Below are 14,816 nucleotides of genomic sequence, written 5' to 3' on the forward strand. Positions count from 1 at the left end.
CTATGGATCCGGAAATAACAAGTAACGGTATGGGGGTTTACCATCTACTCAGTCAAAATACCGGTGTGGGACTGCTTCCCTTTATTTTGCTGGTGTTGATGTCCCTCGGCACCTGCTATTACACCCTGCTGAAAATAGTGCTTGGGCAGCGTGAGCGCCGCCTCAACGCACAATTCGTGACCCGTTTCTGGCAACACGCAAGCGTGCAGGATATGGAGCGCCAGTTGGCCCATCTCCCCCCGCAGGAGGCCTACGGGCGTGTGACCAGTGCGGCGCTGGCTGCGGTAATGCTGCTGAACCGGGCCGATGAACGAGCTGTGTCGCTCAAGCTGGGTTCACCGGATGAGTTTTTGCTGCGAGCACTGCGCCAGGCCATTACCCATGAGCGGGTACGGCTGGAACGGGGCCTTGCCTTCCTCGCCTCCGTGGGTTCGGCAGCCCCCTTTATCGGGCTGTTCGGTACCGTCTGGGGCATCTATCATGCGCTGCTGGCCATAGGTGCGGCAGGCCAGAGCAGCCTGGATAAAGTGGCAGGCCCCGTGGGTGAAGCCCTGATCATGACGGGGTTTGGCCTCGCCGTCGCCCTGCCGGCTGTGCTGATCTACAACTTCTTTGTGCGGCGCAATCGCCTGAAATTGGCAGCGCTTGAGGCCTTTACCTACGACCTGTTTGCCCTGCTGGTGACGGGGTTTGAGCAGAGCACCACCAACGTAACCCTGCTGACCGAGCGGGAAGCCAAAAAGGGGCGCAGATAATGGCATTTGGCAAATTGTCGGACGACGGGGACGATCAGCCCCTCTCCGAGATCAACATGATCCCCATGATCGACGTCATGCTGGTGCTGCTCATCGTCTTCATGATCACGGCCCCCTTGCTCACCAATGCGGTCAAGCTCGAGCTGCCCGAAGCCAGCAGCCAGCTCAATCAGCCGGAGAAGGAGGACATCACCCTCGCCATCGATGGCACCGGCAAGATCTACTGGAACGACAAGGAGGTCGATGAGGCCGCCCTGCTCGCCCAGATGGAGACTGCCGGCAAGGCCGAGGGGGAGCTGCCCGAGATCCAGCTGCGCATCGACAAGCGAGTCGAGTACGGCATCATAGCCAGGGTGATGGCGCAGGCGTCCCAGCATGGATTGCACAAGATTGCCTTTGTCAGTCAGCCTGACGGCAAGTAAGGGGACAGAGGAGGGTCATGTCAGAAGCAGGGGCCAGATAGCGGCTCCTGCCGCGCGCCGGGTTAAGACAGCGGCCATCGTCTTATCCCGGCGCAGCCAGGGCAGACAACAGATATGCCATTGAACCTATATACCCCATCCAGTACGGCGACAGGCCGTGAGCCGCGGGTCTTTACCACCCCCCCCATCTCAACAACACCAAGCCAGTAACAACAACCCTTGCCCTCCTCTTTGCCGCTGCACACCCGACCACCTGATATTTCCCGCGAACCAACCCCCATCGAACCGGTTATTTCCGGCCAAGTATTCGCAGCAAGGTAAGGTCTTTATCCAGCAGGTGATGTTTTAACGCCCCGACAATATGCACCAGCAACAGGGCCAGCATGATATAGGGCAAATAGACATGGACGGCATGAGCAATATCCCGAATGGATTCACTGTATGGAATGACATTGGCAGGATCATTGATATCTGGATTCATCGGGATAATAAACCCGCCAAACAGGGCAACGCCACGCCCGGCCGCACCGGAATAGCAGAGACCTGAAACCGGAATAAGCAGGGTTGAAACAAGCAATCCCCAATGTATCGCCTTGGCAGCCAATGCCTCGTAAGCGGGATATTGGCGAACTGGCGTCGGCCACCCTTTGCCAAGGCGGATAATGGCGCGGGGCAGGATCAGTACCAGTGCAATGACCCCCAGAGATTTATGCAGGGCGTAGAGATCCCATATTTCAAATTTCACCATCAAATAACCCAGCAGGGTCAAGCCAATCATCAGCAAGGCAACCGACCAGTGCAGCAAGCGGGTCGTCAAACTTAACGGGGTCGAGCAATTCATGAGGAACTCCAAACAGGGTTGTTGATCACACGCAGCCACAGCCGGTGGTGTCGCAGATATCAGTGGCATCGAGACGATACCGCAAGATGTATAGCCGCTGCGGTCGCTGGCAATCTTGCCGGAAAATATGCTACTCGCCCCCATGGCCAAGCGCGTTTCCAATCTTGCTCTTCTGCCGCTTGCTCCTGGCAGATGACCCCTCTCTTTGCAAAGACATGTCACCATTGCCATCCTTCGCTCCCGCCCCCCGTTTCGGGTTAAGATAGCGGCCATCGTTTTATCCCGGCGCAGCCGGAGCAGACCAGAGGTGCGCCATTGAACCGATATACCCCATCCAGTGCGGCGAACGGCCGCGAGCAGCAGGTCTTTACCGTCACCCGCCTCAATAGCGCCGTGCGCATGATCCTGGAGCAGGATCTGGGGCTGGTGTGGCTGACGGGGGAGCTCTCCAATCTGGCGATGCCAAGCTCGGGCCACTGGTACTTCTCGCTAAAAGATCTGGGCGCCCAGGTGCGCTGCGCCATGTTCAAGGGCAACAACCGCCGGGTGGCATTTCGCCCGCAGGATGGCATGCAGGTGCTGGTGCAGGCCCGAGTCTCCCTCTATGAGCCCCGCGGCGACTATCAGCTCATCATCGAATCGATGCAGCCCGCCGGCGACGGCGTGCTGGCCCTGCGCTTTGAAGAGCTCAAGCGCCGGCTAGGGGCAGAAGGATTGTTTGACGAGGGCCGCAAACGGCCGCTACCTCGCGAACCGCGCGCCGTGGGGCTGGTTACCTCCGCCACCGGCGCCGCTCTGCACGACATGCTGACAGTACTCAAACGCCGCGCCCCGGATCTGCCCATCTTTATTTACCCGACCCAGGTGCAGGGCAGCGCCGCCATCGGCCAGATAGTCGCGGCCGTTGCCCTGGCCAACCGCCGCGCCGAGGTAGATGTGCTGATCGTCGGTCGCGGCGGCGGCTCCCTTGAAGATCTCTGGTGCTTCAACGAAGAGGTGGTAGCGCGCGCCATCGCCAACTCTGCCATTCCGGTGATCAGCGCTGTGGGCCATGAGGTGGATGTCACCATCAGCGACTTTGCCGCTGATCTTCGCGCCCCCACACCATCGGCTGCCGCCGAACTGGTGGCACCGGATCAAAGCGCTCGCGCCCAGCGCCTCGCCCACCTCTGGCAGCGACTGGTGCAGGCGATGAATCGCCACCAAACCGCCGCCCGCCACGGCTTTGTGCTGCTGCAAAAGCGGCTCGACCATCAGGATCCCAAACGCCGACTGGAGCAGCAATCCCAACGTCTCGACGAGCTCTCCGCCCGCTTGCAGCAACTGCTGAACCAGCGGCTGCATCAGGGGGAGCGGCGCCTCGCCAACCTCGAACTTCGCCTGCAGGCCAAAAGCCCGGAGCGGCTGCTGGCAATCGGTCGTCGTCGCCACCAACTGGCGCAAGAGCGGCTGCATGCACTGATCGCCAAGCGCCAGGATCAGGCCAGCCATCGCCTCGCCATGCTGACTGCCCGCCTCGACGGCGTAAGCCCGCTCGCCACCCTGGGGCGCGGTTACTCCATCACCCGCACCCAGAGCGGCGACGTGATCAACCGCGCGGCTCAGGTGAACGCCGGGCAAACCCTGGTTACCACGCTGGCGGAAGGGCACTTGCAGGTACGGGTAGAAGAAGTGCACAACGGATGACTAAAAACAGGGGCACTGAAAAGTGCCCTGTTTTATCCCCCCTCTTTTTGACGCCAGCCTGTTACACCAGCGAGTGACGCACGGCTTCTGTCGAATTAACGGCTCTCTGAGTACCGCCCATCGGGTTGAGCTGCAAGAACTCGAACAAGCCCGCCTGCAGATTGACGTTCCAGAAACGTCCCGCCAGGGTCAACACAAGCTTGTCCTCCGTCAACGCTGCCAGCCCGTGCAACTGCCAAGCCTGAAACAGCGGCAGCAGATGGGCCCTCAGCGGCGCGGGCAGGCGATCCAGCGTCAACCTGCCGCTGTCGAGGGCACCGCGCAGCAGGCCGTCCGTGGGCGCATTGGGGTTCTGTCCCATCACCATGCCAGGCGCTCGCACACCGCCAGCCAGCGCCTCGTGCCAGAGGGCCAGATCCCGGCCATACATGAGGCCATGGCCATGCACGTTGCCTCCGGCCCCCGCCCCGAAGGGAAGGATCTCGGCACCGCGCTTGGCCATCTGGTTGTAGCGGCTCTGCTCGGCATCGCCGCGCCGCCAGTGACTGCAGGAGAGCCGCTGCCAGCCGCCCTGCTCCAGCGTCTGGGCGCCGTAGGCATACATGGCGGCCCGTTGCTGACCATCGGCCGCCCAGCCCGGTTTGCCGCTCGCCTCGGCCCGCTCCAGGTTGGTACCCGCCATGGGGATGAGCTGATAGAGATCCACGCCGTGTACCCCGCTTGACATCACATCCGCAATATCCTGGCGCCACACGGCATCATCCTGACCCGGCAGACCGAAGATGAGATCCGCCACTATTACGGCCGCATCATCTTGGGTCAGCTCGCCGAGACGGGCCAGCAGGGTCTGCCTGTCATCGAAGCGGGCCGCCTGCTGGCGCACCCGGGTGTCAAAACTCTGTACCCCGAACGAGAAGCGGTTGAAGCCCCCCGCCCGCGCTGTCTGCCACTTGGCATCATCAAAACCGTTGAGGCGCCCTTCCAGGGTCACCTCGGCATCCAGGGTCAGTGGAAAGCGTTGAATCGCCCTGCCCAATCGGGCTAAATCCTCTACCGCCATGTCAGTCGGCGTGCCGCCTCCCACATAGACAGCCGAAAAGGGTCTGCTTTGGGCCAAGGGAGTATCCGCCGCCCGGATCAGGCTGTCGCACAAGGCGGCCATATAGCGGCTCATGCGCGCCGGATTGGCGCCATTTTCGAAGAAATTGCAGAAGCTGCAGCGCTTTCGGCAAAACGGAACATGGATGTAAAGCGCACGCTCATCGGCCTGGCTCCCTTGCTGCCACCAGGCTTGCCAGCCTGCATCGTCGAGGGAAAAGGGGCGAATGCCGCCCCGGCTGGCGTGGGCAGAGGTTTTGGCGCTGAAGGCAAACTTGAGAGGATCCGGCGTAGAGAGTCCGGTCATGGTCGGGGTCAGGTGTAATGTCATCGCTGGCTGGTTACCGCATGGAAATAATGCAAATGATAACCACTATCAATTGATGCCAAGTTTGTGCTGGATCAAACCAATCTCATCCAACTCACCTTTGCTACCCACTATTAACCTCTATCATGGATCCAGTTAACAGATAATTTACTCAAGATGAGGTAGGGTGTGCCGATAGAGAACCATCTCCCCCTCCCTGACGAGCGAGCGTGGGGAGAGTCGCCCACCATTGACGATCGCCCACCTGCGCATGGACCAGCTAACTATGCAAAACCTGTCACTGAACTGGAAAATTTTTCTCCCTCTCACCCTGGTCATCGGCTGTACCTTCGCCCTCAGTTTCGAACTCTCCGCCTGGTTGCAGCGAGATCTCGCCATCAGGCTGGCCGGTGAAAAAGTCGACAGTGCTGCCAACACCTATATGGATCAACTCAACGTTCTCATGATGACTGGCGGCATGGCCAACCGACAAATTGTGCAGACCAAACTCAAGAGCGAGGCCGGGATAGTCGAGGCTCGTCTGATCCGCGCCCCCGCCGTGAGCGATCTGTTCGGACCCGGCCACCCGGATCAGAAGGTGCAGGACAGCCTGGATGAAAGAGCCATAGTCCAGGGGGAAACCATCATCGAGCAACAGGGCAACCAGCTCACCCTGATCAAACCCTTCAAGGCTTTCAAAGAGTATCGCGGCACCCAATGCACCACCTGCCATCAGGTGGCGGAAGGCACCGTCATGGGGGCCGTGCGTATCAGTTACGATCTCAGCCACACCTTTGGCGAGATCCGCCATAACAACCTGATCCTGAGCGGCAGTCTGGTGGTGGTGTTCGGGCTCGGTTTCGGGCTGCTGGCCTGGGTGCTGCAACACTACATCAAGCGACCTGTGCGCCACCTGCAACTGACCATGACCCGCATGGCCAAGGAGCGGGATCTATCCCTCCCCCTGCTCAATCCGAGCCAGGATGAGCTGGGCCAGATGACCCGCGCCGTCAGTGACATGGTGCAAGGTTTTCGCCACAGCCTGCAGGAGGTGGAGCACGCAACTCAGCAGCTCTATCAGGAGTCAAATCAGATCCGCCAGGTCGCCACCCAGACCGAAGGCTCGGCCCGCCAGCAGGAGGGCATGACGACCCAGGTCGCCGCCGCCGTCAGCGAATTGGCCGCCAGCTCCCACGAGGTACGCGAGCATGCCCGCCACAGTGCCGAACTCTCCGCCCTCACCAACCAGGATGCCGCCAACACCAGCCGCCTCGCCCAGCACTCCATCACCGACATGGGAGAGATGTCGGCCGAAATTGAGCGGGTCGACCGGGTGATCCAGCAGCTCGACAGCCGCTGCCTGGCCGTCGACGGTGTGCTGGAGGTGATCAAGGGCATAGCGGATCAGACCAACTTGCTGGCGCTGAATGCCGCCATTGAGGCTGCTCGCGCTGGTGAACAGGGACGCGGTTTTGCGGTGGTCGCCGACGAAGTGCGGGCCCTGTCCAACCGCAGTCGCGCCGCCAGCGAAGAGATCTCCCAGATGATTGCCGCGCTGCAAAAAGAGGCACAGAGCGCCGTTGAGGTGATCGGGGATGCAAAATCCAAGGCAGATGAAAGCATTCACAAGACGGAAGCCACCCTGGCCGCCATGCAGAACATCATAGGTCGCATCGCCAGCATCAACGACCTCAACGCCCAGATGGCGCAATCTGCCGAGGAGCAGGACAGGGTTTGCAGCGAAGTGGACAGCTCGGTGAGCGACATTCGCAACACTTCCAACGACACCCTGGGTCAGGCTCACGCCGCCAATCTCGCCAGCATCCAGCTGGTGGAGCAGTGCAAGAAGCTGGATCAGTTGCTCAAGACGTACCGCTGGTAAGACACAGCTGTACTCAGCAAAAGCGCGACCATGAGGTCGCGCTTTTTAGTTTCTTGCTATTTGCCTGCGGGGCCAGCCGCGGGCGGGCACAGATCAGCCTGCGTTGCGGGTAGCCACTGCATCCGCCAGATTGCGCAGCAGGACTTCGGTATCAGCCCAACCGATGCAGGCATCCGTGATGCTCTGACCGACGGTGAGCTCGCACCCTTCCACCAGATCCTGGCGGCCTTCCACCAGATGGCTCTCCACCATGACGCCAAACACAGCCTTGCTGCCGGCACGCAGCTGACCGGCCACATCTTCGGCCACCAGCATCTGGTTCTTGAACTGCTTGCTGCTGTTGGCGTGGCTGAAGTCGATCATCACCTTTTGCGGCAGACCGGCCTTGTCCAGCCCCTTCACTACCTCGTCAACATGGGCGGCGCTATAGTTCGGCTCGCGGCCACCGCGCAGAATGATGTGGCAATCCGGGTTGCCTCGGGTGGCGACGATGGCGGAGTGGCCATACTTGGTGACCGACAGGAAGTGGTGCGGCGCGCTGGCGGCACCGATGGCATCGATGGCCACCTTGATGGTGCCGTCGGTGCCATTCTTGAAACCCACAGGGCAGGAGAGACCGGAGGCCAGCTCACGGTGCACCTGGGATTCGGTAGTACGGGCACCGATGGCACCCCAGCTCATCAGATCCGCCACGTATTGCGGGGTGATCATGTCGAGGAATTCGGAGGCGGTCGGCAGCCCCATGTCATTGAGATCCAGCAGCAGCTTGCGACCGATGCGCAGACCGTCGTTGATCTTGCAGGTGTTGTCGAGGTAAGGGTCGTTGATCAGCCCCTTCCAGCCCACTGTGGTGCGGGGCTTCTCGAAGTAGACTCGCATCACGATTTCCAGCTGGCCCTTGAGCTCGTCACGCAAGGTCTTGAGACGCTTGCCATATTCCAGCGCGGCCACGGGGTCGTGGATGGAGCAGGGACCTATCACCACCAGCAGGCGCGGATCTTCGCCGGCCAGGATCTGATGAATGGCCTGGCGGGATTCGAATACGGTACTTGATGCTGTCTCGGTGGCCGGAAACTTCTCGAGCACCGCAACCGGGGGTAATAACTCTTTGATTTCACTGATACGAACGTCGTCGGTTTGATGCTGCATGACAAGGCTTCCTGCTAGATGACTGCGATAAAGAAACTTCAATCTAGCCCGCAGCAGAGACGGTGTAAATAGAAAATTACATCATCCATTGAGGAATTTTCTGAATGTGTCTTGCAAGTTTGGATAATGCTGCTAGTGCACTGTCTCAAAGCCGGACGAAAAGGCCAAATGCCTTGTGTGAAGAGCTCCCTGAAAACAGGCTTGAAAAAAAGCCCGCGCAAAGGCGGGCCTCAAGAGATCAAACAGCCTGACTGATGCCGGCAAGCTTGTCGAAGTAATCCGGGAAGGTCTTGGAGGTACAGCCCGGATCATTGATGGTGACGGCGGTATCGGACAGCGCCACCAGCGAGAAGCACATGGCGATGCGGTGATCGTTGTAGGTGTCGATGGCCGCGTGCTTGAGGCTGGCCGGCGGCGTCACGGTAATGAAGTCGTGCCCCTCCTCCACCTCCACACCCAGCTTGCGCAGCTCGGTGGCCATGGCGTGCAGACGATCCGTCTCCTTCACCCGCCAGTTGTAGATGTTGCGAATGGAGGTGGGCCCCTCGGCAAACAGTGCCGCGACCGCTATGGTCATGGCCGCATCCGGAATATGGTTCATGTCCATGTCGACGCCGTGCAGCGGGCCTTGCTCCGCCTCGATGAAATCGTCACCCCAGGTGATGCGCGCCCCCATCTTCTCCAGCACGTCGGCGAAGTGGATATCGCCCTGAATGCTGTGCTTGCCGATGCCGGTCACCCGCACCTTGCCCTTGATGGCACCTGCCGCGAGGAAGTAAGAGGCGCTGGAGGCGTCCCCTTCCACCAGGAAGTCACCTGGGCTGACATAGCTCTGGTTGCCCTTGATGTAGAACAGCTTGTAGTTGTCGTGCTCGATGACCACTCCGAACTGTTTCATGATGTGCAACGTGATGTCGATGTAGGGCTTGGAGACCAGCTCCCCCTTGATGTGGATACGGGTATCGCCGGCCGCCATGGGTGCCGCCATCAAAAACGCCGTCAGGAACTGGCTGGAGACGGACCCATCGACGTGTACGTCACCGCCCCAGAGACCCTTGGCATCCACCACCAGCGGCGGGTAACCATCTTTTTTCAGGTACTGGATATGGGCGCCCGCTTCACGCAAGGCATCCACCAGATGGCCGATGGGACGCTCTTCCATCCTGGGTTCACCGCCCAGCATGTATTCACCGGATCCCAGACACAGGGCCGCACAGAGGGGACGCATGGCAGTACCGGCATTGCCGAGGAACAGATTGACCGGCGCCGATACTGCAAAGCTGCGACCCAGACCGTGCACTGTGCACTCTGTCTTGTCGGCGGAAAGCTTGTACTTGACCCCGAGCTGGGTCAGCGCCGCCAGCATATGACGAATATCATCGCTGTCGAGCAGGTTGGTCAGCCGGGTGGTGCCACGGGCAAGGGCCGCCAGCAACAAAGCCCGATTGGATACGCTCTTGGAGCCGGGCAGATTGACCTCACCGGCCACACGAGAAATGGGTTCCAAACGCAACGAATTCATAGACTTCCTGTACTATCTCAATTAAATCACCTGACCGGACGTTAGCAGCCCGCGCCTTGCTCGGCAAGACCGCGCGTGGCACAAAAGCGGGCCAGACTCTCGGCCGATCAGGATCCACTGAAAAAACAGACGCCGGGGAATCCCCGGCGTCTGCAATTGGGGAACAACGCCTCAGCCGTGGCGCTTGGCAAAGCCATCCATAAAGCTCACCAGGGCCTTGACCCCTTCCAGCGGCATGGCGTTATAGAGGCTGGCACGCATGCCACCGACGATGCGGTGCCCTTTCAGTGCCAACAGACCGGCGGCTTCCGACTCGGCCAGGAACTGCTTGTCCAGGGCGTCATTTTTCAGCTGGAAAGGTATGTTCATGCGGGAACGGCAGCTGACATCCACCTTGTTGCCGTAGAAGCTGGAGTCGTCGAGGTAGCCGTAGAGGAAATCGGCCTTCGCCTTGTTGCGCGCGGCCATCGCCTCGAGCCCACCCTGTTCTTTCAGCCACTCGAACACCAGACCGGCCAGATACCAGGCATAGGTGGGCGGGGTATTGAACATGGAGTCGTTGTTGGCGGTGAGCTGGTAGTCAAAAATCGAGGGCACGTCGGCTCTCGCCTGGTTCAGCAGATCGTCACGTACGATGGCGATGGCCAGCCCTGACGGGCCTATGTTCTTCTGGGCTCCGGCGTAGATGACCCCAAAACGGCTCACATCCATGGGACGGGAGAGGATGGTGGAGGAGAGATCGGCGACCAGGGGCACATCGCCGGTGGCCGGGATGTCGAACATCTCTATGCCATCAATGGTTTCGTTCGGGCAGTAGTGCACATAGGCTGCATCGGCGCGAAACGCCAGGCTCTGCAGCAAATGGGAGATCCCCTGCTCGTTCTTGGCAACCCCTTGCACCGTCTGGATATCACCATACTTGCGGGCTTCATCCACGGCACTCTGGGACCAGACACCGGTCAGCAGGAAGTCAGCCTTCTTGTTCGCGCCTCCCAGCAGATTCATGGGCACGGCGGAAAACTGGCCGCGACCACCACCGTGCATGAAGAGAACCTTGTAGTTGTCCGGCACCGCCAGCAAGTCGCGCAGATCGGCTTCGGCCTTCTCGGCGACCGCCATATAGGGCTTGCCGCGATGGGACAACTCCATGACCGAGGCTCCCAGCCCCTGAAAATTACAAAATTCGCGCTGGGCGCGCTCCATGACTTCAACCGGCAACATGGCTGGGCCGGCGCAGAAGTTGTAAATCTGTTTGCTCATGACGCTTTCCGTGAGTGGATGAGAGTAATCGATGACTTGTCTGGTTTTACACAAGAGCCGCCCCAGGATCAAAGGCTTTTTGGGAGCTGGCTCAAGCTTTTGTCACCCGGGTCAAGTCGGGCTGCCATCGAAAAAGCCCTGAACGGGTCAGGGCTTGCGGGGAATGTGCATGGAAATGGGGCTTTGCACACATCCAAAGCAGCAAGCCCCCATTGCAGACAAGATCAGAGTTTGGCGGTGAGCTCGGGCAGCAGGGTGAACAGATCCCCCACCAGACCGTAGTCAGCCACCTGGAAAATGGGGGCCTCGCTGTCCTTGTTGATGGCCACTATCACCTTCGACTCCTTCATGCCCGCCAGATGCTGGATGGCCCCCGAGATGCCTACCGCGATATAGAGCTCGGGAGCAACCACCTTGCCGGTCTGGCCCACCTGCAGATCGTTGGCCACAAAACCGGCGTCAACGGCGGCGCGCGATGCGCCAACCGCCCCGCCCAGCTTGTCGGCCAGCGCTTCTATGAGGGCAAACTGCGCCTTGGAGCCAAGGGCCCGTCCGCCGGAGACCACGACCCGCGCTGCCGTGAGTTCCGGCCTGACGGACAACACGGCGCGGCGCTCGACCAGACGGATACGACATGCCACATCGGCCACCGGCAGGCGCTCGACGGCAGCCTGCCCAGTCCCAAACTCGGCTTTGGCAAAGGCGGTCGGCCTGATGGTCAGCACCTTGATGGGGGCCGAGCTCGCTACCCTGGCAATGGCGTTGCCCGCATAGATGGGGCGCAGGAAGGTATCGCCACTCTCTATGCCGATCACCTCGGAGAGCATCTCCATCCCAAGCCGTGCCGCTACCCTGGGCAACATATCCTTGCCCTGGGTGCTCGCCGCCATCAGGCAGTGCTGATAGTCCCGTGCAATATCAGACAGCAGGGGAGCGACGCCGTCATTCAACCCTTCCGCCAACATGGGATGTTCGGCCAGCAGCACCCTGTCCACTCCTTGCAGGCTGGCACCCTGCTCGCCCGCCTCGGTCAGTCCCTGGCCCAGCAGCAACAGATGCACCTCGCCGCCGAGCTGGCCCGCTGCCGTGACCAGTTGGGCCACGTTGTCGGCAAGCTTGCCCTGATGATGTTCAGCAATAACCAGTACGCTCATGGCTGCACCTTATCGTTAGCGACTCTTTCCACTGCACCAGCCCTTATCCCAGCCAGGGGGCGACACCCAATATGTTCCATCATGACCAGAATGCTCATGGCAGCACCTTGGCTTCGTTCCTGAGTTTATCCAGCAATTCGTCCACAGAGCCGACCTTGATGCCGGCACTGCGCACGGCTGGCGCCATCACACCGAGCAGCCGGGTGTGGCCGGCAGGTTCGACGCCAAGGGTCGCGAAGGGGGCACTCTCGAGTGGCTTGCGCTTGGCTTTCATGATGTTGGGAAGCGATGCAAAGCGGGGCTCGTTCAGGCGCAGGTCCACCGTCACCACGGCAGGCAAGGGCATGCCGAGGGTCTCCAGGCCACCGTCGATTTCGCGGGTCACCTGCAACTCCCCCTCCACCAGCTTGATGGCGGAGGCAAAGGTGGCCAGCGGCCAGTCGGTGAGGGCCGAGAGCATCTGGCCCACCTGGTTGTTGTCAGAATCGATGGACTGCTTGCCGAGCAGCATCAGTGATGGCTGCTCCTGCTCACACACCTTTTTCAGGGCGCGAGCAACCGTCAGCGGAGTGAGCGTCTCATCGGTCACATAGTGAAGGGCCCGATCCGCCCCCAGCGCCAGGGCATGGCGCAGCTGCTCGGCGGCCGCCTCAGGTCCGAAGGTCACCACCACCAGCTCGCTTGCGATACCGGCTTCCCGCAGCCGAACACCTTCCTCCACCGCGATTTCACAGAACGGGTTGATACCCATCTTCACATTGGCAAGCTCCACGTTGGAGCCGTCTCCCTTCACCCGGATCTTGACGTTGTAGTCGACTACCCGTTTGATCGCGACCAGCAGCTTCATGACGCGCATCCCTCGCTTTTCTTGAGTGAATCCATTGACGAACCCTCGCATTTTTTTGCTTACAATTGCTTTACGTTTACGTAAACTACCAGCACTACCCTAGGCCAAGTCGAGCGCAGAGGCAAGATGGAACGCGAAGCAATGGAATTTGATGTCGTCATCGTCGGTGGCGGCCCCGCAGGACTCAGTGCAGCCATCGCCCTGAAGCAGCACAATGCCGATCTCTCGGTCTGCGTGCTGGAAAAAGGAGCGGAAATCGGCGCCCATCTGCTCTCTGGCGCCCTGTTCGATCCCGTCGCCCTCAAGGAGCTGTTGCCGGACAGCTGGCAGCAGGCGCCCCTTGGCATCCCCGTCAACGATGATCAGGTTCATCTGTTGCAAAACGAGCGTCGCGCCCTGCAACTGCCCCACTGGGCCGTGCCGCCGCGCATGCACAATGATGGCAGCCATATTCTGAGCCTGGGCAACCTCTGCCGCTGGCTCGGTCAACAGGCCGAGCAGCTGGGAGTCGAAATATACCCGGGTTTTACCGCAAGCGAGCTCATCATGGAAGCGGGACGGGTGCGGGGTGTGATCACCGGCGATCTCGGGCTGGACAGAGCGGGCAATCCCAAATCGGATCACGTGCCCGGCATGGCGCTCCATGGTCGCTATACCCTGTTTGCCGAAGGTGCTCGCGGCCATCTGGGCAAGCAGTTGATCGCCGAGTTCAATCTGGAAAACAGCGCCCAGCCGCAGCATTACGCCATCGGTTTCAAGGAGCTGTGGCAAGTCCCCCCAGGCCAGGCCAAACCGGGCCAGGTGCTGCACGGCAGCGGCTGGCCACTGGCCGGGCTGCGCACCGGCAAGAGCCAGGGCGGCTTCTACCTCTATCATATGGAGGGCAATCAGGTGGCGGTCGGGCTGATTGTCGATCTCAACTACAGCAACCCCTGGCTCAGCCCGTTCGACGAGTTCCAGCGCCTCAAGCACCATCCCCTCATCGCACAGACTCTGCTGGGGGGCGAGCGCCTCAGCTACGGTGCCCGCGCCATCACCAAGGGTGGCTGGCACTCCCTGCCCCGCATGCACTTCCCCGGTGGTCTCTTGATCGGCTGCGACGCCGGTACCCTGGATTTTTCCCGCATCAAGGGCATCCACACCGCCATGAAGTCGGGGATGCTGGCGGCGAAAACCGTCGCCATGACGCTGCGCGGCGGTGATGAGGGGGGCCGGGATCTGGCCGAGTATCAGGATGCGCTGCAACAGAGCTGGCTGGGGCAGGAGCTCAAAACCGCCCGCAACTTTGGGGCGGCCCTGCATCGTTGGGGCCCCTGGCTTGGCGGCGCCTTCAACTGGCTGGAGCAGCGGGGTGCCTCCTTCCCTCTGCTGGGCTCTATCACACTGTTGGACAAGGAGCCTGACTACCGTCAGCTGCGCATGGCCAGCCGTTGTCAGCCCATCAGCTATCCCAAACCGGACGGCAAACTCAGCTTTGACAAGCTCTCTTCTGTTTATCTCGCCAACACCAGCCACGATGAGGATCAGCCCTGCCACCTCAAGTTGCAGGACGCGAGTATCCCGGTGGCGGTCAACCTGCCCACCTGGGCCGAGCCCGCCCAGCGTTATTGCCCGGCCGGGGTGTTCGAAATAGTGGAGAGCGAGAGCCAGCCTTATTTGCAGATCAACGCGGCCAACTGCATTCACTGCAAGACTTGCGACATCAAGGATCCGAGCCAAAACATCATCTGGACACCACCGCAGGGAGGATCCGGGCCCAACTATCCCAATATGTGATGAAGTGCAGCGATACCAAGAGGTGACATCAAAGATGCTCAGCCCCAGAACATCGTCTGGACGCCACCGCAAGGAGGGTCAGGACCCAACTATCCCAATAGATGATGCCTGTCCCAC

11 protein-coding genes and 1 pseudogene are annotated in these 14,816 nt (G+C 60.5%); 5 read left to right on the forward strand and 7 right to left on the reverse strand.

Translation table 11 applies throughout. The features are described from left to right. Positions 1–2: 2 nt before the first annotated feature. Positions 3–755: a MotA/TolQ/ExbB proton channel family protein gene (locus tag AC1P02_RS17755; RefSeq protein ID WP_485182787.1), complete on the forward strand. Its 753-nt coding sequence runs from the start codon at positions 3–5 to the stop codon at positions 753–755. After that, the gene (locus AC1P02_RS17760) at positions 755–1,177 is read left to right on the forward strand and encodes an ExbD/TolR family protein (RefSeq protein WP_058394027.1); all 423 of its coding nucleotides are present in this window, start codon (positions 755–757) and stop codon (positions 1,175–1,177) included. Before AC1P02_RS17755 ends, AC1P02_RS17760 begins: the two co-directional genes overlap by 1 nt. A gap of 289 nt (positions 1,178–1,466) precedes the next feature. Here AC1P02_RS17760 and AC1P02_RS17765 read toward each other — a convergent pair whose 3' ends face one another. Continuing rightward, on the reverse strand, positions 1,467–2,249 hold the full coding sequence (locus AC1P02_RS17765) for a cytochrome b (RefSeq protein WP_485182788.1): 783 nt from the start codon (positions 2,247–2,249) through the stop codon (positions 1,467–1,469). Positions 2,250–2,333: 84 nt separating this feature from the next. Here AC1P02_RS17765 and xseA point away from each other — a divergent pair, with 84 nt between their 5' ends. Then, a complete protein-coding gene (xseA, locus tag AC1P02_RS17770) occupies positions 2,334–3,704 on the forward strand; it encodes an exodeoxyribonuclease VII large subunit (protein WP_485182789.1) in 1,371 nt (456 codons plus the stop codon). Positions 3,705–3,765: 61 nt separating this feature from the next. Here xseA and hutW read toward each other — a convergent pair whose 3' ends face one another. Then, positions 3,766–5,133 (reverse strand): heme anaerobic degradation radical SAM methyltransferase ChuW/HutW, encoded by a 1,368-nt coding sequence (gene hutW / locus AC1P02_RS17775; RefSeq protein WP_485182790.1) that lies wholly within the window; start codon positions 5,131–5,133, stop codon positions 3,766–3,768. A gap of 262 nt (positions 5,134–5,395) precedes the next feature. Between hutW and AC1P02_RS17780 the strand changes: the two genes are divergently transcribed. Further along, a complete protein-coding gene (locus tag AC1P02_RS17780; RefSeq protein WP_165484257.1) occupies positions 5,396–6,991 on the forward strand; it encodes a methyl-accepting chemotaxis protein in 1,596 nt (531 codons plus the stop codon). Positions 6,992–7,084: 93 nt separating this feature from the next. Here AC1P02_RS17780 and aroG read toward each other — a convergent pair whose 3' ends face one another. The 5 genes from aroG to AC1P02_RS17805 all read right to left on the reverse strand — a co-directional run bounded on the left by aroG (position 7,085) and on the right by AC1P02_RS17805 (position 12,923). After that, entirely contained in the window at positions 7,085–8,140 is a 1,056-nt protein-coding gene (aroG, locus tag AC1P02_RS17785; protein ID WP_096119378.1) for a 3-deoxy-7-phosphoheptulonate synthase AroG, read from the reverse strand. 238 nt (positions 8,141–8,378) lie between these two features. After that, positions 8,379–9,662, reverse strand: coding sequence for a 3-phosphoshikimate 1-carboxyvinyltransferase (gene aroA, locus AC1P02_RS17790; protein ID WP_111587735.1), 1,284 nt, complete (start codon positions 9,660–9,662; stop codon positions 8,379–8,381). Between the two features lie 171 nt (positions 9,663–9,833). Then, positions 9,834–10,922: a 3-phosphoserine/phosphohydroxythreonine transaminase gene (gene serC / locus AC1P02_RS17795; RefSeq protein ID WP_485182791.1), complete on the reverse strand. Its 1,089-nt coding sequence runs from the start codon at positions 10,920–10,922 to the stop codon at positions 9,834–9,836. 224 nt (positions 10,923–11,146) lie between these two features. Further along, positions 11,147–12,076 carry an electron transfer flavoprotein subunit alpha/FixB family protein gene (locus AC1P02_RS17800; protein WP_485182792.1) on the reverse strand — a complete coding sequence of 310 codons (930 nt, stop codon included), beginning with the start codon at positions 12,074–12,076 and terminating at the stop codon, positions 11,147–11,149. Between the two features lie 94 nt (positions 12,077–12,170). Continuing rightward, on the reverse strand, positions 12,171–12,923 hold the full coding sequence (locus AC1P02_RS17805) for an electron transfer flavoprotein subunit beta/FixA family protein (RefSeq protein ID WP_485182793.1): 753 nt from the start codon (positions 12,921–12,923) through the stop codon (positions 12,171–12,173). Positions 12,924–13,049: 126 nt separating this feature from the next. Between AC1P02_RS17805 and AC1P02_RS17810 the strand changes: the two are divergent. Then, positions 13,050–14,804: pseudogene (locus tag AC1P02_RS17810) on the forward strand (electron transfer flavoprotein-ubiquinone oxidoreductase). The last annotated feature ends 12 nt before the right edge of the window (positions 14,805–14,816 follow it).

This window comes from Aeromonas sp. TS_SC_11, assembly GCF_057318915.1.